Raw genomic sequence first — 25,649 nt, 5'->3', positions numbered from 1 at the left:
GGACACAACACAATGCCATCATTTGACATTATCTCTGAAGTAGAATCAGTAGAACTACGCAACGCTGTAGACAATGCTAACCGTGAACTATCGACTCGTTTCGATTTCCGTGGTGTAGAGGCTAGCTTTGATTACAAAGATGAGTCGGTAAAACTGACTGCTCAAGACGATTTCCAACTGAAGCAAATGCGCGATATCCTTCGTAGCAACCTAACAAAGCGTAATGTTGATCCTAACGCGATGGAAGCAAAGGCTGCAGACCAAACAGGTCGCACTTGGCACCAAACGGTTATCTTCAAGCAAGGTATCGAAACCGATGTTGCTAAGAAAATCGTTAAGCTAATCAAAGACAACAAAGTTAAGGTTCAAGCGGCTATCCAAGGCGAAAAAGTTCGTGTTACAGGTAAGAAGCGTGATGACCTACAAGCGGTTATGGCACTTGTTCGTAACGGTGAACTTGGTCAACCTTTCCAGTTTGATAACTTCCGCGACTAATCACACTGGTTATATCCAACGGATTTTGTTTGCTATTCACCCTTTGTTTGTTCTTGATTAAACAGCAAAGTATGGTGTTTAAAATATCAAAAAGCCACTTCCTTATGGGAAGTGGCTTTTTACTTGTGTGATTATTTTAATTGGAGCCTCCCAGCTGATTTTAAGTAACTAGAAAGCTCTCACCTCAACTGAGTATTTTAGCAGAAGAAAGTTTTAGGTCTTTACCGACTAACAGGTTAAATTCAACGCTTGCTGGTGGAATAAAAACACACACTCGCAATCTATCGACTCTTGCTTTCTCAAGTTTGGTAGATAACTCTCCGCTGTTAACATAACCTTCTCTTTCTGCATCTCGACGGCACAGGTCAATAAACTCGAATGGACAATCGCTCGAGGAAAGCACTAACTCTGCCTCTTGCATCAAACGTAAGGCCTTCATCGGTAGTAACTCTACATCTTGCCCGAATTCAACCCAGGTTACTTGACCTTCGCTATCAATGCCCTCAGCTAACGCTTGTTGGTAGTATGACTCTAACTGATCCCTGTCAGCCACCTGCTCGATAAGGCTGGATGACAAGAATCGCTCCCAAAATTTGCGACGATCATCAACGGTAGGAAGAGATTCTTTTATCGAATTACGTTTTGATGCACCAAAATCTGCGATTAAACCGATGTTCTGAGGAAGCACCGTTTCGAGTTTTTCTCTAATATTTCTCACCAAAACAGGTGACGCACCACCACTTGAGATCGCAATCTGAACTCTCCCACGATTAACCATTGATGGAGTGATAAAATCACAGTAAGGCAAATCATCAACCACATTGACTAAAACACCGAGTTTTTTCGCATCATTATATACTTGATGATTCAGGCTCGGATTATCTGTAGTGGCCCATACCTGCAGGTAGTCTTTCGAAAGAATGTGTGACGAGTAAAAATTTTGAACCCAGTGAAGCTTACTCTCGTCAACTAGCTGCTTTAAGTAAGGTGCAACCTTGGGAGACACCAAAGTCACATTAGCCCCTGCTCTTAATAAGCTATCTACTTTTCGGCAAGCAACCTCACCCCCACCAACCACTAAAATTGGCTTATTTTCTACATCCAGAAACATTGGAAAATAACGCATGTTCTTCCTTGAGAGTACTGCAATAACTATTCAGCCATGCTACCAAATTTGGAGCATATTAATAACTATCAAAGTGTAATAAAAATATTTATTGACCAAATTTCAATCTTTTTAAAGGTTTATATTTCATCGTTAATAGTTCAATTAAGAATATTTATCTACATGATTATCAATATTAAAATCTAAATCTCGTTGCACCAACAGTGTGAACCGTTGCACTATTTACATTTAATTAACATTTAGTCATCCTAATTGTGTTGGGATTTGTGGTTTCTTTCAAAATTCTTTTTAAATTATACATTTGTGAAACTACGAATCCTTTCCTAACCTTATGAATAGTTGTTTAAATCACACATAGCTCTATTTGCATAATGCAATTTTCTTGATTTGAACAACAAGGTCACAGAAGAAAAAGCAATACAGCTAGAAAAACTCAAACGAGCACGAGTATCAGGTGTCACCTGGTTAACAAGGAAGGATACAAATGACAAATAAACTAACACTTCTTGCTTCAGTAGTCGCTGCATCAACTGCGCTTATGGCAACATCAGCATCAGCAGCAGAAAGCACACTGGACAAAGTCACATCTCAAGGTTTTTTAACTTGTGGCGTAAGTACGGGTCTTCCAGGTTTCTCTAACCCTAACTCAAAAGGTGAATGGGAAGGAATCGATGTTGAGTATTGTCAAGCTCTTGCAGCGGCTGTACTCGGAGATAAAACTAAAGTTAAGTATGTCCCCCTAACTGCAAAAGAGCGTTTCACTGCCCTTCAGTCTGGTGAAATAGACGTACTATCTCGTAACACGACATGGACGCTGCATCGTGATACCGCTTTAGGTCTAAATTTTGTCGGTGTTAACTACTACGACGGTCAAGGCTTTATGGTGAAAAAAGAGTTGGGTCTTAAGAGTGCTCGAGAACTTGATGGCGCTTCGGTGTGTGTTCAGTCAGGTACAACAACCGAACTTAACCTAGCTGATTACTTCCGAAATAGTGGTATGTCTTACAAGCCTGTAGTATTTGATACCGCCGCTCAAACTTCTAAAGGTTTCGATGCTGGTCGCTGTGATGCGCTTACCACTGACCAATCTGGCCTTTACGCACTTCGTTTGAATTTAGCAGATCCAAAGTCTGCGCAAGTACTTCCTGAAATCATCTCAAAAGAACCACTAGGTCCTGTTGTTCGCCAAGATGACGACAAGTGGTTTAACGTAGCTAAGTGGACTCTTTCTACGATGATTAATGCTGAAGAGTACGGTATTTCTTCTAAAAATGCAGATGAAATGCTTAAGTCAAAAGATCCAAACATCAAGCGTATTCTTGGTGTAGATGGTCCTAAAGGCAAAGGTCTTGGCATTCGTGATGACTGGGGTTACCAAGTAATTAAGCAAGTTGGTAACTACGGTGAGAGCTTTGAGCGCACTGTAGGTACGGGCTCTCCACTTCAGATTTCTCGCGGTGTAAATGCACTATGGAATGCGGGCGGCTTTATGTACGCTCCACCAATCCGTTAATAAGATTATAAACATCAATTAGGGCGGAGGTTTCCGCCCTCTTTATTAAATGGATTTGAGGTTATAGCAGTATGAAACCTAACGAAACTCCTTCGCCATCTCAAGCGAAGCCGAAAGCAAAGAGTGCCAACCTTCTTTACAACCCGACGTTCCGCTCTGTTGTGTTCCAAGTCCTTGCTGTTGGAGCTCTTACAGCGTTAATTTATACCATTGTAAATAACACGCTCACGAACTTAGACGCCCGTGGCATTGCCACTGGTTTTGACTTTTTATCCCAAGAAGCTGGTTTTGGTATTGGCCTAACACTTATCGAATACGATGAAACGTTCTCTTATGGCAGAACTTTCTTCGTGGGTTTACTTAACACGGCACTTGTATCTATTCTTGGCATCATATTAGCCACTGTCATTGGTTTTAGTATGGGCATTGCGCGACTTTCTTCGAATTGGTTAGTAAGTCGCTTTGCCGCTGTTTACATAGAAATATTTCGAAATATTCCCCTTCTTTTACAGATCTTTTTTTGGTATTTCGCAGTGCTTCAAGCTCTTCCGTCGACTCGTCAAAGTATGAGTTTGGGTGAAGCGATTTTCCTTAACGTTCGTGGTTTGTATTTTCCTGCGCCTATCTTTGAACAAGGTAGTAGTATTGTTATCACCGCGTTTATTGCTGGTATTATTGCCACATTTTTTATCAATATCTGGGCTAACAACAGACAAAAACTCACCGGTCAACAAACACCGATGGGACGCGTTGCAATGGCTCTAATTATTGGTTTACCACTGGTGACATATTTTATTATGGGCATGCCTATTTCGGCCGAATATCCGGAACTTAAAGGTTTTAACTTTAAAGGTGGCATTAGCATAATTCCAGAACTTGCTGCATTAATGCTTGCCTTAAGTATTTATACAGCTTCTTTTATAGCAGAGATTGTACGATCAGGTATCAATGCTGTAAGTCACGGTCAAACTGAAGCAGCTATGTCCCTTGGTATTCCTCGCTCTCGTACTCTTAAGCTTGTCATCATTCCTCAAGCGTTAAGAATTATTATCCCACCATTAACCAGTCAATATCTAAATCTGACCAAAAACTCGTCACTAGCCATGGCAATTGGTTATCCAGACCTTGTTTCTGTTTTCGCAGGTACAACTTTGAACCAAACCGGGCAAGCGATTGAAGTAATCGCAATGACTATGGGCGTCTACTTGACCTTAAGTCTGTTAACGTCAGCTGTAATGAATATATACAACCGCAAAGTAGCGTTGGTGGAGAGATAAGATGAGTACACATCAATTTCAACCAGATCTTCCGCCTCCAGCGAATACCGTTGGACCTGTCGGTTGGTTAAGAAAAAATCTATTTAATGGCCCCATTAACAGCGTAGTCACTATTGTCCTTGCTTACTTCGCTTTTACTCTGTTGTGGGCAATTGCTGACTGGGCATTCATTAGTGCCGATTGGATAGGAACAACACGTGATGCTTGCACAAGTGAAGGGGCTTGTTGGGTTTTCATTAGTGTTCGCTGGGATCAGTTCATGTTTGGCTTCTACCCTGAAGCAGAACTTTGGCGGCCTCAACTTTTCTATATCACGCTAGCCATATTTGTTGCTTTACTCGCTTACGAAAAAACACCTAAGCGTACTTGGATTTGGCTTTTCTTTGTAAACATTTACCCATTCCTTATCGCAGGTTTGTTATATGGTGGTGTTTTCGGCCTAGAAGTCGTAGACACACATAAATGGGGAGGATTACTAGTTACGCTAATCATTGCTCTCGTCGGCATCGTTGTTTCATTGCCAATTGGCGTGGCTTTAGCACTAGGACGACGCTCCGAGATGCCAATAATCCGCAGTATGTGTACTGTTTATATCGAAATTTGGCGTGGCGTACCGCTAATTACGGTTCTATTCATGGCCTCAGTAATGCTTCCGCTTTTCCTCTCTGAAGGAACTGAAACAGACAAATTGATTCGAGCTTTAATCGGTGTCGTTTTATTCAGTTCAGCGTATATGGCAGAAGTAGTTAGAGGCGGTTTACAAGCCATACCAAAAGGGCAATATGAAGCCGCAGACGCACTTGGCCTTAGCTATTGGAAGAAGACGGGATTAATTATCCTTCCTCAAGCATTAAAAATTACAATCCCTTCAATCGTTAATACCTTCATTGGGTTATTTAAAGATACGAGTCTTGTCTTAATTATCGGTATGTTTGACGTACTAGGAATTGGCCAAGCCGCGAATACCGACCCTGAATGGCTTGGGTATTCAACAGAAAGTTATGTATTTGTCGCGTTAGTGTTCTGGGTGTTTTGTTTTGGCATGTCGAGATATTCGATATGGTTAGAAAACAGACTTCACACCGGCCACAAACGATAATTAACAAGATCAAGGACGTATTATGACGCAGCAGACAGAAAACAACTCTCAAGGTCTTATGATCGAGTTGAAAGACATGAATAAATGGTACGGTGAATTCCACGTACTTAAGAACATCAATCTAGAAGTTAAAAAAGGTGAGAAAATCGTCATTTGTGGTCCTTCAGGATCTGGTAAATCAACGATGATCCGTTGCATTAACCGATTGGAAGAACACCAAAAAGGCGATATCTTTGTTTCAGGGAATGAATTGACTGAAGATTTGAAAAACATCGAAGCCGTACGCAGAGATGTCGGCATGTGTTTCCAGCACTTCAACCTCTTCCCACACTTGACAGTTCTAGAAAACTGTACTTTAGCTCCTATTTGGGTCAAGAAGATGCCTAAAGACGAAGCCGAAGCGATAGCAATGAAGTACCTAGAACGTGTAAAAATCCCAGAGCAAGCGGATAAATTCCCAGGCCAGCTTTCGGGTGGTCAGCAACAACGTGTAGCTATCGCTCGTTCTTTGTGTATGAACCCTCAAGTCATGCTGTTTGATGAACCAACGTCGGCACTCGATCCAGAAATGGTTCGTGAAGTGTTAGACGTTATGGTAGAGCTTGCGGAAGAAGGCATGACCATGTTGTGTGTAACACACGAAATGGGCTTTGCTAAAGAAGTCGCAGATCGCGTTATCTTCATGGATGCAGGCGAGATCATAGAAGAAAACAACCCTGTCGATTTCTTTGAAAACCCACAGTCAGACAGAACGCAGAACTTCTTAAGCCAAATCCTACACCATTAATGTGTTATGATGCATAAACTACAGAGGCGGCTTAGATCGCCTCTTTATTTTTTCAAGTTATAGATGTTTTTAAATTATAAATAATTGACTATAAAAGGTTGAACGACGGATCTTAGCAGCACTTAATTACAGGTTAAGAAATACTTTGTTACACCTTAAGAAACACTTAACCGACTATTTTGATTATTATTTTACGTATACAAGAGGAATGAAAGACTTGATTTTTCGAACTTTCACCCCCATAAATGTACTAATAACTATTGAAGTCACCTTACGAGGAAGATTATGAACAGCCCTATGTTTTCACGCACAGCATCTCAAGAAAGTGCTCTGCAAACCAATAAAGTGTTGCGTAACACCTACGCTCTACTGTCTATGACACTACTTTGGTCTGCTGTTGTAGCAGGCGTATCGATGGCGATGAACCTTCCTCGCCCTGGTCTTATCATCATGCTAGTTGGCTTCTACGGCCTACTTTTCTTAACTGAGAAGAACCGTGACAACAGCATGGGTCTAGTCTTCACATTCCTATTTACAGGTTTCTTAGGCTACACCATCGGTCCAATCCTAAATATGTACGTCGGAGCAGGCATGGGTGATGTCATCCTAACTGCACTTGGCGGTACCGCATTAGCATTTATGGGTGCTTCAGCTTACGCTCTTACTACTAAGCGTGACTTGTCATTCCTTAACGGCATGCTACTAGCTGGTTTCGTGGTACTACTTGTAGGTATGGTTGCAAACATCTTCCTACAAATGCCTCTACTATCATTGGCAATGAGCGGTATGTTCATCCTATTCTCGACTGGTGTTATCTTGCTTACAACGCAAAACATCATTCGTGGCGGTGAGACTAACTACATCTCAGCAACGATCAGCTTGTACGTATCAATCTACAACATCTTCATCAGCCTACTAAGCATTCTAGGCATCATGGGTAGCGACGACTAATCACTCCCATAACTGAAGGGTATCTAGCCCAAGAGCCTAGCTCTTGGGCTTTTTTGTATCTATCAGCATCAGAATTCTTTAGATAGCTGCAATATTTCTGGAGATCGCTATAAATCTATTGAGAAAAATAAACTTGGTCATTACCCTATCTGGATAGTTAACTGGATTCTGGATTAAACATGTTTGAATATAACGGCAAGCAAATCGAAACCGACGCTCAAGGCTACCTATTAGACTACACACAATGGGAAGAAGGTATGATTGAGGTTCTTGCTCAAGACGAAGCTATTGAGCTTACTGATGCGCACTTAGAAGTCGTACACTTTGTGAGGAACTTTTACGAAGAGTTCAACACCTCTCCAGCGGTTCGCATGCTAGTTAAAGCGATGGAAAAGGCGCACGGCCCAGAAAAAGGCAACAGCAAGTACCTATTCAAGCTATTCAAGAAAGGCCCAGCGAAGCAAGCGACTAAACTGGCGGGTCTACCTAAACCAGCGAAGTGCTTGTAAAGATCAACCCGCTTATAGGTCATTCCTGAATATAAATACTGTAGTGACTGAGCTACAGTATTTTAAACTCCCCGGCACGTACGTTTTGTCGTTCTTTCTCTCCGACTTGATGTTTTGCTACACCATCAACTACCGCACTCTTAGGGCCGGTTTTTAGCCATTCGTATAGCTTCTCAATGTGTTCAGCCTCTCCAACCGCTAATACTTCTACTCGGCCATCATTTAGGTTCTTAGCGTAACCTGAAATACTCAAAGCTTGCGCTTGTCTGCTGGTGTGATATCGAAAACCAACACACTGAACTACGCCTGACACGACAAAAATATATTGTGAACTTTCCATAACGTTGCCTCATAAATTATATGAATGATATAGTCGAGCTTCTATTCATTCACCGCTTATTGGTGGACTTACTTCGAGTATAACGATTATGAAAGAAATCCCATTTCGTTGGATTGACAAATATCTCATTCACCTAAAAATCCAAGAAAAGTTCTATCTACTCTTCTTATTACCTCTTCTTGCTCTTGTTATATTAACTCTCGTTTTAGATAGTGCAGCGAATTCATTGCTGGCTCACCTTTATCAAGAAGAAATGCTCTTGATGAAAGGACTTATTGAAGCGGGTCAACTCACGAAAGATCAAGTTGCCCAACTTGTTAGTAATTCAGAGACCATCTCTTTAGGCTACGGAGCAGGTTCTGTTTCAGTCATGAACGGTGCGTTTAATTTAGTGGCAAACCACGATCAAAATCTTTGGTCTGCGCTATCTACCACTCAAGTCTCTATCATCGCGGTGACGCTAACGCTGATCGCATTGGGTGTTTACTACATCATGACCTTCATTGGCGGTGCCATGTTCTCGATAAACAAAGCGCTGAACACACTTGCGAACGGAGACTTAACTTACCGTATGAACTACTTCTTGGTCCGTGATGAATTCAGTGAAATTGCCATTACTATCGACAAGGTAGCTGAGCGTGAACAAAACATGGTTCAGTCAATCCAAGAATCTGTGGCACTCATGCAGCAGATCAGCTCGGATTTAAATCAGTCAACACAGCAAAGCTCAGACATTTCAGGCAATCAACAAGAGCACCTGAATAGCCTAGCAAGTGCAACCGAACAAATGGCGGCGACGATTCGTGAAGTCGCGACTCTTGCGCACGACTCAAGCTCTCAAACGATGGATGCTCGTGGCGTTGCCCAGAACGGTCAAGTGAAGGTTTCTAATACTTTGCAATCTATCTCTAGTCTATCTCGAGAGATTCAATCCGCCTCACAAGCGGTAGAAGAACTTGACGCTAACGCAGCACAGATCGATGAAGTAGTAACAACCATCAATGGTATTTCAGAACAAACTAACCTACTCGCGTTGAATGCCGCTATTGAAGCTGCTCGTGCTGGTGAACAAGGACGTGGTTTTGCAGTTGTTGCCGATGAAGTTCGTGCTCTTGCAGGAAGAACACAGCAAGCGACGGTTGAAATCCAAAGCATGATTGAATCATTACAACGTAACAGCCAATCACTCACAAAATTGATGGAAGTAACGGTTAACAACGCTAATGAAGGTCAAACATTAATGTCAGAAGTGAATGTTGAGATCGACTCTTTAGCGGAAAAGAATCAATCAATTTCAGACAGTAGCACACAAATAGCTACTGCCGCGGAAGAACAAGGTGCTGTTGCAGATAACATAGCTCAAAGTGTCGAAGAAATTCGTCATCAATCAGACAGCATCTGCGATATGATAAGCAAGAGTAACTCCAATGTTGATCAACTGCGCAAGCAGAGCGATACAATGGAAGGCTTACTGACAGGTCTTAAGGCGTAGCATTGATATAAGTTTTATTCATTAAAAAGTGTTGCTAGGGCTGCTTCTGCAGCCCTTTCTTATTTGCTTTTCAACTGGACTTCCCCGACAATACCCCTCCTTCAAATTCAACAAACAGAGTAAATTATGACTCCTTCAATTCATCTAGCTAAAGGCCGAGATAAATCACTACGCCGAAAACACCCTTGGGTATTTTCACGCGGTATCGATAAGGTCGAAGGCGAGCCACAACAAGGTGAAACTGTAGACGTATATGCTCAAAATGGTCAGTGGCTTGCAAAAGCAGCTTACTCACCGGACTCTCAAATTCGAGCTCGTGTTTGGACATTTGAAAAAGAAGAAATCAACAAGGCGTTCTTCGTAAAACGAATTCAAGACGCACAGTCTTTACGTGAAGATATCATTGAACGTGATGGTCTAACGGGCTATCGCTTAACAGCAGCAGAGTCTGATGGTTTACCCGGTATCACTATCGATAAGTATCAAGACTTCTTAGTTTGCCAACTACTTAGCGCCGGTGCTGAGTTTAATAAGAGTATTCTTGTTGAAGCTTTAGTTGAATGCTTCCCCGACTGCAACATTTACGAGCGATCTGACGTAGCAGTCCGTAAAAAAGAAGGCTTAGAACAAGTTGTTGGCGTACTGCATGGCGAAGAGCCACCTAAGTCAGTAGTCATTGAAGAAAACGGCGTGAAGATCAGCGTGAACATTATGGAAGGCCACAAAACGGGCTTCTACATGGATCAACGTGATAGCCGTAAAGAATCTATGAAATACGTTAAAGGCAAAGATGTCCTTAACTGTTTCTCATACACCGGTGGTTTTGGTCTGTATGCCCTTAAAGGTGATGCTAAGCGTGTAATCAATGCTGACGTCTCGCAGCTGGCTCTTGATACAGCTAAGTTCAACGCTGAACTAAATGAGTTCGACATCTCGAAAAAGCGAGCAGTATTCCTAAACGCAGACGTTTTCAAACTGCTTCGCGAATACAGAGACCAAGGCACGAAGTTCGACGTCGTTATCATGGATCCACCAAAGTTCGTTTCAAGTAAGAACAACCTGACATCTGGCGCGAACGGCTATAAAGACGTTAACATGCTTGCGATGCAAATCCTGAAACCAGGTGGCACTCTACTCACCTACTCTTGCTCTGGCTTAATGGGTACCGATTTGTTCCAAAAGATCATCGCCGATGCAGCACTAGACGCAGGCCGCACTGTTAAGTTCGTAGAGCGCTTCGAACAAGCAGCCGACCACCTAACAGATACAGCCTACCCAGAAGGTTTCTACCTGAAAGGTTTTGCCTGTAAGGTGTTGTAATCTTAGATCTTTAGAATCTAGCTTTTATAGCAAAACAGACGTATTAAAAAGGGCCTTTCGGCCCTTTTTGTTATTGGTCTGGTAAATTTACAAAGAGTTGATTAACCAAGTTACTCAAATCACTGCTTATCACACTGCCATCACCTTGAGCGTTCACAGAGTCAAACTGATTTCCCGTGTTATCGAGTACAATCGTTTGTGTCTGACCACTGTTATTTGCACCCTCTGAAATTGTAATAACAAGGTCTTTATCTCCCCCGCCATTATCAACTTTTTCAATGGTGATGTGCTCAAGCAAATCTGACATTGAATTTTCCGTCGGCAACAACTGAGATATATCTAAGTGATCTTGACCCAAAGCAAAGTCAGTTATCGTATCAACATCATCTTGGAACGGTTGATCAACCCATTGGAACAAGTCATCACCGTCACCACCAGTTAAGATATCATCACCAAGCCCGCCTATCAGCGTATCATCACCACCTTGGCCAAATAAGAGGTCGTCACCGTCACCACCTGATAAAACGTCATCCTTGTCATTTGCATTAGATTGATTGAACTCGTCGACGTTATCCGTTATGTAAGTGTGAATATCGCGAGCAGACACAAGTGATAACTCTTCACCTGTTTGCTGAGCCACATATTTCTGAATCGCAGGTACACCTTGACCGGAAATATTGTCAAACTGCATGAGGTCACCAAATATGATGTCATTACCCGCTAGGCCATCAATTCCATCGGAACCTTGTAACAGGTCGATTTCTTTTCCTAAAATAACCTCAGCAAGTTTAGTTACATCAATAGATGTCGCAACTACTCCGTCAGAGTCATAATCGTCAAGAACATCTTGATCTAATGAACTACCTAACCCGATAGCTTCAACAGCAGACAGTAAAGCTAACAGTTGAAACATATGTTGACCTTGTCTGTTGACTCCACCTCTATCATAGTAGTCAAAAGAATATCCGTTTATGCTCAGTTCTCCAATTTGTTCACCGGTTAACGGAGAATAAAGCTTAGAATCACCATCAACCAAAACTTTCCCCTGATAATTGATAACTCCATTTGTATATCCATCAGGGATTAAATCGTCTAAGGTAATAACAGTATTAGTAGCTTCATCGTAATCCAATAATATGTCGTCAAAATCGCTTCTCATTAACTTACTTTCAGAGTAAGAGGTAGGCTCACCATCTGAAATAAAGTAAGAAATATTGTTCCCACTACTTTGCGTAGCAAACCAATCAACAGCAGACTCAAAACCTGCCTCATAGTTAGTACCGCCACTTCCATTGTCTACAATACTATCGAGAGCAGAAACAAACTGAGCTCTAGGGTTTTGACTACTTAAGTCCACAGAAACAGACGTATTAGTACCATTAGAAAAATCGGTAATTAGGATATTAACATCACCTGAATGTTGCCCTTGAGAGCTCTCTAAAATAGCGTCAAAAACAACTAACAACTCGTCCTTCGCAGTATCAACGTCGCTGCCCATACTGCCTGAAGTATCCAGTATAAAGGCGATATTGTAATCCTCGCCAGCTACGATCTGCAGCCCCTGTACGTCACCAACAATTAAATCATTATCTAAAGAGCCTACTATGTTGTCATCACCATGGGAGCCGGTGTTAAGTACATAGCTTCTAAAGCTAACATCAGCCGTTTCTACGGTCACTGCTTGATCAGAGTTGCCTGACTCTGTTGAACTTGCCGTTACAGAAAGTTCAAAGTCAACTTCACCTTCGTGGGAGTACGGAATACGTAATTCAGCGTTAACCTCACCGGATGCAGGGATAGTTACAGAGTAACTACCGTCATTATTTGGGGAAATCAATTGACCGCCCACGTACAATTCAACTCCCTCAGGAACCCCTTGTATTGTTACTTCACTACTTAAGGTCTCACTACCATCTACATCGACCAGTTCGGTTGTAATGTCTAATGGTATGGCTCTATCTTGAAGAACCGTATATTTACCAGTTTCATTATCGATTTGAACAATAGCATCTGAGAATATAAGTCGTTCGATACCGTATAAGTGGTCCCCGTCTTCCGTTGTTGGTGAATTCTCGCTAGACGTGTCCCTTTCTAGTAAGTCTTTCACTAGCCAATACGACACTTGGCTGTGCTCTAAACCACGAAAATCGAGATCGTACTCGGACAACTTACCTTGGTAGATAACTGTGTCGGTTTCCGCTTCGCTATCCTGCGAGCCATTCCCACCATAAAAGGAATCATTACCACTGGTACCAACAAACGTGTCGCTACCGTGTTGACTTAAGTTAACTGCTTGCTGATCGCCCACAAACTGCTGTGCCGCTGCATTATCTGGCGCAATCATCAAGTCGTCACCTTGATTACCATTGTTGAACGCTGGAGACTGATCAACGTGGTCGAAACTGATATCTCCGATAGAGGTTTCACCATTACTCACGAGATTGCGAATATCGCTAGGTGACGTTCCGAAATCAGGTACCGCTTGTGTTTGTTGTAATTCTCCGACCGCAATAGTTATACGAGGAGCGTCTGCAATCGCGGTTACTGTAATATCAAGAGTATCGCTTACGCCTGTGTTTGTCGTATAAGTTACAGTTGGGACATCGCCTGACCAATTGTCAGAAGGAACAAACAAATAACTACCATCTTGGTCAATCGTTAACTCACCACTAGTCAACGTGATAGTTTGACCAAGGTCATAGAGCGCCCCCCCTATTTCAACTGACTGCAATGATAAAGTGTTATCTGCGTCAGTATCATTAGATAAAACGTTGCCGGAAACATTGTTATCTTCATCTACAGTTCTAGTATCAGGTTGTGTGTATGTAGCATTGTATTCGTAGACGACCACATCAATACTAGTAGAAGTTGTTGCAGTACTTGTTGAATCCTTCTCGCTAGCGATCGCTTCGACATCTATAGTAAAATCGTCGTGACTTCCTGCAGATGGTAAGACAGTCAAATTTGTCATGTCCCAATGGCTGATATCAAACTCTTCGCTCGTGTTGGTAAACGTGTGAGAGTTGACTCCATCGCTTAACTCCGCCCCCGCAGGGAAACCACTTACATTAACAGCCAAAGTCTCTGAACCGTCTGTATCATTTAACGATGCTTGCAGCTCTGTCAATGGAATCCGCGTATCCTGTGGGCCTTCATTTGTTGTATAAACTTGATAAAACTCAACACCATTTTCATTAATCAGTTCTGATGTACGTATATCAATATTGTCTAACTGAGATACGTCACTAACAATACCAAAGTTTGTGTTATTTAAATTAACAGGGCTCGCACCGTCTACTGAAACGTTAACATCGAAGTTACCAGGACCACTCTGATTATGATGATAAATTTCTATCGGATAAAAACCAGAAACAGTTGGTGTAAATGCAATGCCATGGATACTCCCACTGCTATCCCCCCATCGAGCATCATCTGTAAGCTCACCACCAATTTTTATCGCTAAACTATCATCCGCGTTACCAACGAAATCATAAGATGTACCGGCTTCTAGATAAATTAGCCCCGTGATTAGTGTAGCTTGACCAGATCCTTGACTAGGGTCTCGGACGTCATTCGTATTGCTTGAAGAGGCACTACTAACATCCAAATCATCGATGACATTAATCAAGGTATCAGGGTCAACACCATTACCAACACCATATTGAGAACCAACAGAGACACCATTCCACATACTTACTTTGAATTGTTGGTCCGGAAGTTCAATTCCATCGATGCCGGTGAACAAGTTAGGCGCGTCAGCAATTGGAGTAACATTTATCGCTACAGTCGACTCCCCGCCTACATTTACGCCATCAGTTGGTTTGAAACCAATCTGTGCATAATCTTGTTGTTGATCGCCTATCCCTGGAGCTGAGTGATTATCATACCCTGACTCATCGTCATCCGGAGTAAATCGAACTCTATCTGCATCAAACTCGTCCTTGTCAATAACTTGACCAACCGAAATATCATGCCACTGACCATCATCACCGAAATATTCGAACTTCCCGTTATCTGGTAAATCGGTAATCTCAATACCTAGAGCTGAATCAGGTGAATCAACGTCTGTTATTCCGAACGAGTCCCATTCGATGACGGTTGAGGTGTCTTCATTAGTTGTGATTGGAGATTGCTGTGACGTTGTTACAGTCGCCGCATCGTTCGTGCCGTTGATGGTCACCGTGATGTCATGCTCTGTGCCGTCTGCCGACGTCACTGTGAAGGTTTCCGTTAACGTATCTCCCTCGCCCAGCTCTTGAACCGCGTCCAAGTCGTTAGTCAGAGAGTACGTCCACACGCCATCGGTGCCGATGTTGAACGTGCCGTATGAGCCCGCCGCATCGGTTTGCGCCGTGAAGGTCGCTTCGCCCGCATCGTCATCACTGATCGTCAGTGTGCCGCCCGTGCTCAAGCTGGTGTCTTCCGTCACTTCGCCCGCATCCACGCCGTCACCCGTACCGATCTCTGGTAGGTCGTTCGTGCCGTTGATGGTCACCGTGATGTCATGCTCTGTGCCGTCTGCCGACGTCACTGTGAAGGTTTCCGTTAACGTATCTCCCTCGCCCAGCTCTTGAACCGCGTCCAAGTCGTTAGTCAGAGAGTACGTCCACACGCCATCGGTGCCGATGTTGAACGTGCCGTATGAGCCCGCCGCATCGGTTTGCGCCGTGAAGGTCGCTTCGCCCGCATCGTCATCACTGATCGTCAGTGTGCCGCCCGTGCTCAAGCTGGTGTCTTCCGTCACTTCGCCCGCATCCACGCCGTCACCCGTACCGATCTCTGGTAGGTCGTTCGTGCCGTTGATGGTCACCGTGATGTCATGCTCTGTGCCGTCTGCCGACGTCACTGTGAAGGTTTCCGTTAACGTATCTCCCTCGCCCAGCTCTTGAACCGCGTCCAAGTCGTTAGTCAGAGAGTACGTCCACACGCCATCGGTGCCGATGTTGAACGTGCCGTATGAGCCCGCCGCATCGGTTTGCGCCGTGAAGGTCGCTTCGCCCGCATCGTCATCACTGATCGTCAGTGTGCCGCCCGTGCTCAAGCTGGTGTCTTCCGTCACTTCGCCCGCATCCACGCCGTCACCCGTACCGATCTCTGGTAGGTCGTTCGTGCCGTTGATGGTCACCGTGATGTCATGCTCTGTGCCGTCTGCCGACGTCACTGTGAAGGTTTCCGTTAACGTATCTCCCTCGCCCAGCTCTTGAACCGCGTCCAAGTCGTTAGTCAGAGAGTACGTCCACACGCCATCGGTGCCGATGTTGAACGTGCCGTATGAGCCCGCCGCATCGGTTTGCGCCGTGAAGGTCGCTTCGCCCGCATCGTCATCACTGATCGTCAGTGTGCCGCCCGTGCTCAAGCTGGTGTCTTCCGTCACTTCGCCCGCATCCACGCCGTCACCCGTACCGATCTCTGGTAGGTCGTTCGTGCCGTTGATGGTCACCGTGATGTCATGCTCTGTGCCGTCTGCCGACGTCACTGTGAAGGTTTCCGTTAACGTATCTCCCTCGCCCAGCTCTTGAACCGCGTCCAAGTCGTTAGTCAGAGAGTACGTCCACACGCCATCGGTGCCGATGTTGAACGTGCCGTATGAGCCCGCCGCATCGGTTTGCGCCGTGAAGGTCGCTTCGCCCGCATCGTCATCACTGATCGTCAGTGTGCCGCCCGTGCTCAAGCTGGTGTCTTCCGTCACTTCGCCCGCATCCACGCCGTCACCCGTACCGATCTCTGGTAGGTCGTTCGTGCCGTTGATGGTCACCGTGATGTCATGCTCTGTGCCGTCTGCCGACGTCACTGTGAAGGTTTCCGTTAACGTATCTCCCTCGCCCAGCTCTTGAACCGCGTCCAAGTCGTTAGTCAGAGAGTACGTCCACACGCCATCGGTGCCGATGTTGAACGTGCCGTATGAGCCCGCCGCATCGGTTTGCGCCGTGAAGGTCGCTTCGCCCGCATCGTCATCACTGATCGTCAGTGTGCCGCCCGTGCTCAAGCTGGTGTCTTCCGTCACTTCGCCCGCATCCACGCCGTCACCCGTACCGATCTCTGGTAGGTCGTTCGTGCCGTTGATGGTCACCGTGATGTCATGCTCTGTGCCGTCTGCCGACGTCACTGTGAAGGTTTCCGTTAACGTATCTCCCTCGCCCAGCTCTTGAACCGCGTCCAAGTCGTTAGTCAGAGAGTACGTCCACACGCCATCGGTGCCGATGTTGAACGTGCCGTATGAGCCCGCCGCATCGGTTTGCGCCGTGAAGGTCGCTTCGCCCGCATCGTCATCACTGATCGTCAGTGTGCCGCCCGTGCTCAAGCTGGTGTCTTCCGTCACTTCGCCCGCATCCACGCCGTCACCCGTACCGATCTCTGGTAGGTCGTTCGTGCCGTTGATGGTCACCGTGATGTCATGCTCTGTGCCGTCTGCCGACGTCACTGTGAAGGTTTCCGTTAACGTATCTCCCTCGCCCAGCTCTTGAACCGCGTCCAAGTCGTTAGTCAGAGAGTACGTCCACACGCCATCGGTGCCGATGTTGAACGTGCCGTATGAGCCCGCCGCATCGGTTTGCGCCGTGAAGGTCGCTTCGCCCGCATCGTCATCACTGATCGTCAGTGTGCCGCCCGTGCTCAAGCTGGTGTCTTCCGTCACTTCGCCCGCATCCACGCCGTCACCCGTACCGATCTCTGGTAGGTCGTTCGTGCCGTTGATGGTCACCGTGATGTCATGCTCTGTGCCGTCTGCCGACGTCACTGTGAAGGTTTCCGTTAACGTATCTCCCTCGCCCAGCTCTTGAACCGCGTCCAAGTCGTTAGTCAGAGAGTACGTCCACACGCCATCGGTGCCGATGTTGAACGTGCCGTATGAGCCCGCCGCATCGGTTTGCGCCGTGAAGGTCGCTTCGCCCGCATCGTCATCACTGATCGTCAGTGTGCCGCCCGTGCTCAAGCTGGTGTCTTCCGTCACTTCGCCCGCATCCACGCCGTCACCCGTACCGATCTCTGGTAGGTCGTTCGTGCCGTTGATGGTCACCGTGATGTCATGCTCTGTGCCGTCTGCCGACGTCACTGTGAAGGTTTCCGTTAACGTATCTCCCTCGCCCAGCTCTTGAACCGCGTCCAAGTCGTTAGTCAGAGAGTACGTCCACACGCCATCGGTGCCGATGTTGAACGTGCCGTATGAGCCCGCCGCATCGGTTTGCGCCGTGAAGGTCGCTTCGCCCGCATCGTCATCACTGATCGTCAGTGTGCCGCCCGTGCTCAAGCTGGTGTCTTCCGTCACTTCGCCCGCATCCACGCCGTCACCCGTACCGATCTCTGGTAGGTCGTTCGTGCCGTTGATGGTCACCGTGATGTCATGCTCTGTGCCGTCTGCCGACGTCACTGTGAAGGTTTCCGTTAACGTATCTCCCTCGCCCAGCTCTTGAACCGCGTCCAAGTCGTTAGTCAGAGAGTACGTCCACACGCCATCGGTGCCGATGTTGAACGTGCCGTATGAGCCCGCCGCATCGGTTTGCGCCGTGAAGGTCGCTTCGCCCGCATCGTCATCACTGATCGTCAGTGTGCCGCCCGTGCTCAAGCTGGTGTCTTCCGTCACTTCGCCCGCATCCACGCCGTCACCCGTACCGATCTCTGGTAGGTCGTTCGTGCCGTTGATGGTCACCGTGATGTCATGCTCTGTGCCGTCTGCCGACGTCACTGTGAAGGTTTCCGTTAACGTATCTCCCTCGCCCAGCTCTTGAACCGCGTCCAAGTCGTTAGTCAGAGAGTACGTCCACACGCCATCGGTGCCGATGTTGAACGTGCCGTATGAGCCCGCCGCATCGGTTTGCGCCGTGAAGGTCGCTTCGCCCGCATCGTCATCACTGATCGTCAGTGTGCCGCCCGTGCTCAAGCTGGTGTCTTCCGTCACTTCGCCCGCATCCACGCCGTCACCCGTACCGATCTCTGGTAGGTCGTTCGTGCCGTTGATGGTCACCGTGATGTCATGCTCTGTGCCGTCTGCCGACGTCACTGTGAAGGTTTCCGTTAACGTATCTCCCTCGCCCAGCTCTTGAACCGCGTCCAAGTCGTTAGTCAGAGAGTACGTCCACACGCCATCGGTGCCGATGTTGAACGTGCCGTATGAGCCCGCCGCATCGGTTTGCGCCGTGAAGGTCGCTTCGCCCGCATCGTCATCACTGATCGTCAGTGTGCCGCCCGTGCTCAAGCTGGTGTCTTCCGTCACTTCGCCCGCATCCACGCCGTCACCCGTACCGATCTCTGGTAGGTCGTTCGTGCCGTTGATGGTCACCGTGATGTCATGCTCTGTGCCGTCTGCCGACGTCACTGTGAAGGTTTCCGTTAACGTATCTCCCTCGCCCAGCTCTTGAACCGCGTCCAAGTCGTTAGTCAGAGAGTACGTCCACACGCCATCGGTGCCGATGTTGAACGTGCCGTATGAGCCCGCCGCATCGGTTTGCGCCGTGAAGGTCGCTTCGCCCGCATCGTCATCACTGATCGTCAGTGTGCCGCCCGTGCTCAAGCTGGTGTCTTCCGTCACTTCGCCCGCATCCACGCCGTCACCCGTACCGATCTCTGGTAGGTCGTTCGTGCCGTTGATGGTCACCGTGATGTCATGCTCTGTGCCGTCTGCCGACGTCACTGTGAAGGTTTCCGTTAACGTATCTCCCTCGCCCAGCTCTTGAACCGCGTCCAAGTCGTTAGTCAGAGAGTACGTCCACACGCCATCGGTGCCGATGTTGAACGTGCCGTATGAGCCCGCCGCATCGGTTTGCGCCGTGAAGGTCGCTTCGCCCGCATCGTCATCACTGATCGTCAGTGTGCCGCCCGTGCTCAAGCTGGTGTCTTCCGTCACTTCGCCCGCATCCACGCCGTCACCCGTACCGATCTCTGGTAGGTCGTTCGTGCCGTTGATGGTCACCGTGATGTCATGCTCTGTGCCGTCTGCCGACGTCACTGTGAAGGTTTCCGTTAACGTATCTCCCTCGCCCAGCTCTTGAACCGCGTCCAAGTCGTTAGTCAGAGAGTACGTCCACACGCCATCGGTGCCGATGTTGAACGTGCCGTATGAGCCCGCCGCATCGGTTTGCGCCGTGAAGGTCGCTTCGCCCGCATCGTCATCACTGATCGTCAGTGTGCCGCCCGTGCTCAAGCTGGTGTCTTCCGTCACTTCGCCCGCATCCACGCCGTCACCCGTACCGATCTCTGGTAGGTCGTTCGTGCCGTTGATGGTCACCGTGATGTCATGCTCTGTGCCGTCTGCCGACGTCACTGTGAAGGTTTCCGTTAACGTATCTCCCTCGCCCAGCTCTTGAACCGCGTCCAAGTCGTTAGTCAGAGAGTACGTCCACACGCCATCGGTGCCGATGTTGAACGTGCCGTATGAGCCCGCCGCATCGGTTTGCGCCGTGAAGGTCGCTTCGCCCGCATCGTCATCACTGATCGTCAGTGTGCCGCCCGTGCTCAAGCTGGTGTCTTCCGTCACTTCGCCCGCATCCACGCCGTCACCCGTACCGATCTCTGGTAGGTCGTTCGTGCCGTTGATGGTCACCGTGATGTCATGCTCTGTGCCGTCTGCCGACGTCACTGTGAAGGTTTCCGTTAACGTATCTCCCTCGCCCAGCTCTTGAACCGCGTCCAAGTCGTTAGTCAGAGAGTACGTCCACACGCCATCGGTGCCGATGTTGAACGTGCCGTATGAGCCCGCCGCATCGGTTTGCGCCGTGAAGGTCGCTTCGCCCGCATCGTCATCACTGATCGTCAGTGTGCCGCCCGTGCTCAAGCTGGTGTCTTCCGTCACTTCGCCCGCATCCACGCCGTCACCCGTACCGATCTCTGGTAGGTCGTTCGTGCCGTTGATGGTCACCGTGATGTCATGCTCTGTGCCGTCTGCCGACGTCACTGTGAAGGTTTCCGTTAACGTATCTCCCTCGCCCAGCTCTTGAACCGCGTCCAAGTCGTTAGTCAGAGAGTACGTCCACACGCCATCGGTGCCGATGTTGAACGTGCCGTATGAGCCCGCCGCATCGGTTTGCGCCGTGAAGGTCGCTTCGCCCGCATCGTCATCACTGATCGTCAGTGTGCCGCCCGTGCTCAAGCTGGTGTCTTCCGTCACTTCGCCCGCATCCACGCCGTCACCCGTACCGATCTCTGGTAGGTCGTTCGTGCCGTTGATGGTCACCGTGATGTCATGCTCTGTGCCGTCTGCCGACGTCACTGTGAAGGTTTCCGTTAACGTATCTCCCTCGCCCAGCTCTTGAACCGCGTCCAAGTCGTTAGTCAGAGAGTACGTCCACACGCCATCGGTGCCGATGTTGAACGTGCCGTATGAGCCCGCCGCATCGGTTTGCGCCGTGAAGGTCGCTTCGCCCGCATCGTCATCACTGATCGTCAGTGTGCCGCCCGTGCTCAAGCTGGTGTCTTCCGTCACTTCGCCCGCATCCACGCCGTCACCCGTACCGATCTCTGGTAGGTCGTTCGTGCCGTTGATGGTCACCGTGATGTCATGCTCTGTGCCGTCTGCCGACGTCACTGTGAAGGTTTCCGTTAACGTATCTCCCTCGCCCAGCTCTTGAACCGCGTCCAAGTCGTTAGTCAGAGAGTACGTCCACACGCCATCGGTGCCGATGTTGAACGTGCCGTATGAGCCCGCCGCATCGGTTTGCGCCGTGAAGGTCGCTTCGCCCGCATCGTCATCACTGATCGTCAGTGTGCCGCCCGTGCTCAAGCTGGTGTCTTCCGTCACTTCGCCCGCATCCACGCCGTCACCCGTACCGATCTCTGGTAGGTCGTTCGTGCCGTTGATGGTCACCGTGATGTCATGCTCTGTGCCGTCTGCCGACGTCACTGTGAAGGTTTCCGTTAACGTATCTCCCTCGCCCAGCTCTTGAACCGCGTCCAAGTCGTTAGTCAGAGAGTACGTCCACACGCCATCGGTGCCGATGTTGAACGTGCCGTATGAGCCCGCCGCATCGGTTTGCGCCGTGAAGGTCGCTTCGCCCGCATCGTCATCACTGATCGTCAGTGTGCCGCCCGTGCTCAAGCTGGTGTCTTCCGTCACTTCGCCCGCATCCACGCCGTCACCCGTACCGATCTCTGGTAGGTCGTTCGTGCCGTTGATGGTCACCGTGATGTCATGCTCTGTGCCGTCTGCCGACGTCACTGTGAAGGTTTCCGTTAACGTATCTCCCTCGCCCAGCTCTTGAACCGCGTCCAAGTCGTTAGTCAGAGAGTACGTCCACACGCCATCGGTGCCGATGTTGAACGTGCCGTATGAGCCCGCCGCATCGGTTTGCGCCGTGAAGGTCGCTTCGCCCGCATCGTCATCACTGATCGTCAGTGTGCCGCCCGTGCTCAAGCTGGTGTCTTCCGTCACTTCGCCCGCATCCACGCCGTCACCCGTACCGATCTCTGGTAGGTCGTTCGTGCCGTTGATGGTCACCGTGATGTCATGCTCTGTGCCGTCTGCCGACGTCACTGTGAAGGTTTCCGTTAACGTATCTCCCTCGCCCAGCTCTTGAACCGCGTCCAAGTCGTTAGTCAGAGAGTACGTCCACACGCCATCGGTGCCGATGTTGAACGTGCCGTATGAGCCCGCCGCATCGGTTTGCGCCGTGAAGGTCGCTTCGCCCGCATCGTCATCACTGATCGTCAGTGTGCCGCCCGTGCTCAAGCTGGTGTCTTCCGTCACTTCGCCCGCATCCACGCCGTCACCCGTACCGATCTCTGGTAGGTCGTTCGTGCCGTTGATGGTCACCGTGATGTCATGCTCTGTGCCGTCTGCCGACGTCACTGTGAAGGTTTCCGTTAACGTATCTCCCTCGCCCAGCTCTTGAACCGCGTCCAAGTCGTTAGTCAGAGAGTACGTCCACACGCCATCGGTGCCGATGTTGAACGTGCCGTATGAGCCCGCCGCATCGGTTTGCGCCGTGAAGGTCGCTTCGCCCGCATCGTCATCACTGATCGTCAGTGTGCCGCCCGTGCTCAAGCTGGTGTCTTCCGTCACTTCGCCCGCATCCACGCCGTCACCCGTACCGATCTCTGGTAGGTCGTTCGTGCCGTTGATGGTCACCGTGATGTCATGCTCTGTGCCGTCTGCCGACGTCACTGTGAAGGTTTCCGTTAACGTATCTCCCTCGCCCAGCTCTTGAACCGCGTCCAAGTCGTTAGTCAGAGAGTACGTCCACACGCCATCGGTGCCGATGTTGAACGTGCCGTATGAGCCCGCCGCATCGGTTTGCGCCGTGAAGGTCGCTTCGCCCGCATCGTCATCACTGATCGTCAGTGTGCCGCCCGTGCTCAAGCTGGTGTCTTCCGTCACTTCGCCCGCATCCACGCCGTCACCCGTACCGATCTCTGGTAGGTCGTTCGTGCCGTTGATGGTCACCGTGATGTCATGCTCTGTGCCGTCTGCCGACGTCACTGTGAAGGTTTCCGTTAACGTATCTCCCTCGCCCAGCTCTTGAACCGCGTCCAAGTCGTTAGTCAGAGAGTACGTCCACACGCCATCGGTGCCGATGTTGAACGTGCCGTATGAGCCCGCCGCATCGGTTTGCGCCGTGAAGGTCGCTTCGCCCGCATCGTCATCACTGATCGTCAGTGTGCCGCCCGTGCTCAAGCTGGTGTCTTCCGTCACTTCGCCCGCATCCACGCCGTCACCCGTACCGATCTCTGGTAGGTCGTTCGTGCCGTTGATGGTCACCGTGATGTCATGCTCTGTGCCGTCTGCCGACGTCACTGTGAAGGTTTCCGTTAACGTATCTCCCTCGCCCAGCTCTTGAACCGCGTCCAAGTCGTTAGTCAGAGAGTACGTCCACACGCCATCGGTGCCGATGTTGAACGTGCCGTATGAGCCCGCCGCATCGGTTTGCGCCGTGAAGGTCGCTTCGCCCGCATCGTCATCACTGATCGTCAGTGTGCCGCCCGTGCTCAAGCTGGTGTCTTCCGTCACTTCGCCCGCATCCACGCCGTCACCCGTACCGATCTCTGGTAGGTCGTTCGTGCCGTTGATGGTCACCGTGATGTCATGCTCTGTGCCGTCTGCCGACGTCACTGTGAAGGTTTCCGTTAACGTATCTCCCTCGCCCAGCTCTTGAACCGCGTCCAAGTCGTTAGTCAGAGAGTACGTCCACACGCCATCGGTGCCGATGTTGAACGTGCCGTATGAGCCCGCCGCATCGGTTTGCGCCGTGAAGGTCGCTTCGCCCGCATCGTCATCACTGATCGTCAGTGTGCCGCCCGTGCTCAAGCTGGTGTCTTCCGTCACTTCGCCCGCATCCACGCCGTCACCCGTACCGATCTCTGGTAGGTCGTTCGTGCCGTTGATGGTCACCGTGATGTCATGCTCTGTGCCGTCTGCCGACGTCACTGTGAAGGTTTCCGTTAACGTATCTCCCTCGCCCAGCTCTTGAACCGCGTCCAAGTCGTTAGTCAGAGAGTACGTCCACACGCCATCGGTGCCGATGTTGAACGTGCCGTATGAGCCCGCCGCATCGGTTTGCGCCGTGAAGGTCGCTTCGCCCGCATCTGGGTCAACCACGTCCAACTTGCCTGTCGCTAGGTCGGTCACGTCTTCTTGCACCGCGCCCGCGTCGTCGCCATCTTTGTTTGGGGTCACGACCGCTTTATCGTCGCTTGCCACTACACCAATATTAACGGTTATGGTATCTGTGCCACCTTGGCCGTCAGAAACTTCTACCGTGAAGCTGTCATCACCGTTATAGTTTTCATTAGGTGTGTAAGTCCAGTCGCCACTCTCATCAACGACAACAGTTCCGTTTGCTGGATCTGTCGCTTTGGTGAAAGATAGAGAGTCACCGTCTTCGTCTGAGGCTGAAAGGGTTCCGTTTACTGCCGTGTCTTCATTTGTTGTAAAAGAGGCAGTGTCACCGACAGGTGAATTATTGTTATCGACAAAAGTGGGTTCGTTGTTAGATTGCTCAATCGAGCGGAAAGCATCTAGCAGACTCAAGCTTTGAGTACGAGACATACCCAACGCTTCAAAGCCCGTTGTTACAAATTCGGTACCTGGGGTAGTTTCTTGAGCATCTCGCTCAATGGTTGCACTGATACTTATACTCGAACCATTTTGGCCGGCTTCAGTCGCAAATTCTTCACCTAATTCGGTCGGGTCTTGACCTTCCTCTAAAGCCGCAAAGATATTTGCGATGTCTTGTTCAAGCTCAACTTCGCTGCCGTCTTCAGGTGAAAATCGTTTTATTGATATCTGAGATTCATCTGGGGACTCAAGAATTACGTCTCCTGGTTGTAGAGACTCACCATCTTGTAGGACTCGAATCGTACCATCGAGTGAGATAACAATGCGCTGACCAAGTGCAAGTACACTAACCAAATTCAATACTGTCATGTCCATATAATCCCCTAAAACCCACTTTTCATTAGCAACGTCAAACTTATGACATCTTATTTATAATATTAGTTAAAATATAACACTTAACAACGTATAATTCCTAGTTATGAATCTAGTATTTATCAAGCTAAGTGACAAGGTAATGACAGTGATCACATCACACAATAATCAAAGTGCTCATATCAACGATATAAGCTATTGTGTTTACGATAAATAATAGGTTTAAACACATAAGATTAATGCTCTCGATAACACCATAAAATGCGCATTAATCGGTTAACATTTTTACAACTATTTACGTTCACTAGGTTAGCGAACGTGGTTTTTTTGGCGGTTCACCTAAAATTCATATATAACGATAGAAATTGAAGACTTAGGTGTGAGCTT

General features: G+C 48.7%; 12 protein-coding genes. 9 read left to right on the top strand and 3 right to left on the bottom strand.

From position 1 onward, the window contains the following. Positions 1-12 precede the first annotated feature (12 nt). Positions 13-495: a YajQ family cyclic di-GMP-binding protein gene (locus tag OCU50_RS06200; protein ID WP_060467631.1), complete on the top strand. Its 483-nt coding sequence runs from the start codon at positions 13-15 to the stop codon at positions 493-495. Between the two features lie 184 nt (positions 496-679). On the opposite strand, the gene OCU50_RS06195 is transcribed toward OCU50_RS06200, so the two are convergent. Further along, positions 680-1,621, bottom strand: a complete 942-nt coding sequence (locus OCU50_RS06195; RefSeq protein WP_060467630.1) for a precorrin-2 dehydrogenase/sirohydrochlorin ferrochelatase family protein — start codon at positions 1,619-1,621, stop codon at positions 680-682. Between the two features lie 484 nt (positions 1,622-2,105). Between OCU50_RS06195 and OCU50_RS06190 the strand changes: the two genes are divergently transcribed. From OCU50_RS06190 to OCU50_RS06165, 6 genes are all read left to right on the top strand, one after another. Further along, entirely contained in the window at positions 2,106-3,134 is a 1,029-nt protein-coding gene (locus OCU50_RS06190; RefSeq protein ID WP_060467629.1) for an amino acid ABC transporter substrate-binding protein, read from the top strand. A gap of 71 nt (positions 3,135-3,205) precedes the next feature. After that, positions 3,206-4,411 (top strand): amino acid ABC transporter permease, encoded by a 1,206-nt coding sequence (locus tag OCU50_RS06185; RefSeq protein WP_046224342.1) that lies wholly within the window; start codon positions 3,206-3,208, stop codon positions 4,409-4,411. Position 4,412: 1 nt separating this feature from the next. Continuing rightward, positions 4,413-5,510, top strand: coding sequence for an amino acid ABC transporter permease (locus OCU50_RS06180; RefSeq protein ID WP_060467628.1), 1,098 nt, complete (start codon positions 4,413-4,415; stop codon positions 5,508-5,510). 22 nt (positions 5,511-5,532) lie between these two features. Then, a complete protein-coding gene (locus tag OCU50_RS06175; RefSeq protein WP_060467627.1) occupies positions 5,533-6,297 on the top strand; it encodes an amino acid ABC transporter ATP-binding protein in 765 nt (254 codons plus the stop codon). A gap of 285 nt (positions 6,298-6,582) precedes the next feature. Beyond that, entirely contained in the window at positions 6,583-7,248 is a 666-nt protein-coding gene (locus OCU50_RS06170; protein ID WP_017057206.1) for a Bax inhibitor-1/YccA family protein, read from the top strand. A gap of 179 nt (positions 7,249-7,427) precedes the next feature. After that, positions 7,428-7,757 carry a TusE/DsrC/DsvC family sulfur relay protein gene (locus OCU50_RS06165; RefSeq protein ID WP_060467626.1) on the top strand — a complete coding sequence of 110 codons (330 nt, stop codon included), beginning with the start codon at positions 7,428-7,430 and terminating at the stop codon, positions 7,755-7,757. Between the two features lie 52 nt (positions 7,758-7,809). Here the strand turns inward: OCU50_RS06165 and yccX are convergent, their stop codons facing one another. Then, entirely contained in the window at positions 7,810-8,097 is a 288-nt protein-coding gene (yccX, locus tag OCU50_RS06160; RefSeq protein WP_060467625.1) for an acylphosphatase, read from the bottom strand. Positions 8,098-8,185: 88 nt separating this feature from the next. On the opposite strand from yccX, the gene OCU50_RS06155 reads away from it, so the two are divergent. Then, positions 8,186-9,589 carry a methyl-accepting chemotaxis protein gene (locus tag OCU50_RS06155; protein WP_060467624.1) on the top strand — a complete coding sequence of 468 codons (1,404 nt, stop codon included), beginning with the start codon at positions 8,186-8,188 and terminating at the stop codon, positions 9,587-9,589. Positions 9,590-9,715: 126 nt separating this feature from the next. Continuing rightward, the gene (locus OCU50_RS06150; protein WP_060467623.1) at positions 9,716-10,909 is read left to right on the top strand and encodes a class I SAM-dependent methyltransferase; all 1,194 of its coding nucleotides are present in this window, start codon (positions 9,716-9,718) and stop codon (positions 10,907-10,909) included. 70 nt (positions 10,910-10,979) lie between these two features. Here the strand turns inward: OCU50_RS06150 and OCU50_RS06145 are convergent, their stop codons facing one another. Further along, a complete protein-coding gene (locus OCU50_RS06145) occupies positions 10,980-25,265 on the bottom strand; it encodes a VCBS domain-containing protein (RefSeq protein WP_261809199.1) in 14,286 nt (4,761 codons plus the stop codon). Positions 25,266-25,649: the final 384 nt, after the last annotated feature.

Origin of the sequence: Vibrio toranzoniae (assembly GCF_024347655.1) — a bacterium.
Lineage (GTDB): Bacteria > Pseudomonadota > Gammaproteobacteria > Enterobacterales > Vibrionaceae > Vibrio > Vibrio toranzoniae.
The sequence above is the reverse complement of the archived record's forward strand: the minus strand, read 5'-3'. Positions and strand labels throughout refer to the sequence as shown.

Coding starts and splice junctions, on each gene's coding strand:
- OCU50_RS06185 (WP_046224342.1), top strand. CDS start 3,206: ATGAAACCTAACGAAACTCCTTCGCCATCTCAAGCGAAGCCGAAAGCA.
- OCU50_RS06190 (WP_060467629.1), top strand. CDS start 2,106: ATGACAAATAAACTAACACTTCTTGCTTCAGTAGTCGCTGCATCAACT.
- OCU50_RS06195 (WP_060467630.1), bottom strand. CDS start 1,621: ATGCGTTATTTTCCAATGTTTCTGGATGTAGAAAATAAGCCAATTTTA.
- OCU50_RS06145 (WP_261809199.1), bottom strand. CDS start 25,265: ATGGACATGACAGTATTGAATTTGGTTAGTGTACTTGCACTTGGTCAG.
- OCU50_RS06165 (WP_060467626.1), top strand. CDS start 7,428: ATGTTTGAATATAACGGCAAGCAAATCGAAACCGACGCTCAAGGCTAC.
- OCU50_RS06200 (WP_060467631.1), top strand. CDS start 13: ATGCCATCATTTGACATTATCTCTGAAGTAGAATCAGTAGAACTACGC.
- yccX (WP_060467625.1), bottom strand. CDS start 8,097: ATGGAAAGTTCACAATATATTTTTGTCGTGTCAGGCGTAGTTCAGTGT.
- OCU50_RS06150 (WP_060467623.1), top strand. CDS start 9,716: ATGACTCCTTCAATTCATCTAGCTAAAGGCCGAGATAAATCACTACGC.
- OCU50_RS06180 (WP_060467628.1), top strand. CDS start 4,413: ATGAGTACACATCAATTTCAACCAGATCTTCCGCCTCCAGCGAATACC.
- OCU50_RS06155 (WP_060467624.1), top strand. CDS start 8,186: ATGAAAGAAATCCCATTTCGTTGGATTGACAAATATCTCATTCACCTA.
- OCU50_RS06170 (WP_017057206.1), top strand. CDS start 6,583: ATGAACAGCCCTATGTTTTCACGCACAGCATCTCAAGAAAGTGCTCTG.
- OCU50_RS06175 (WP_060467627.1), top strand. CDS start 5,533: ATGACGCAGCAGACAGAAAACAACTCTCAAGGTCTTATGATCGAGTTG.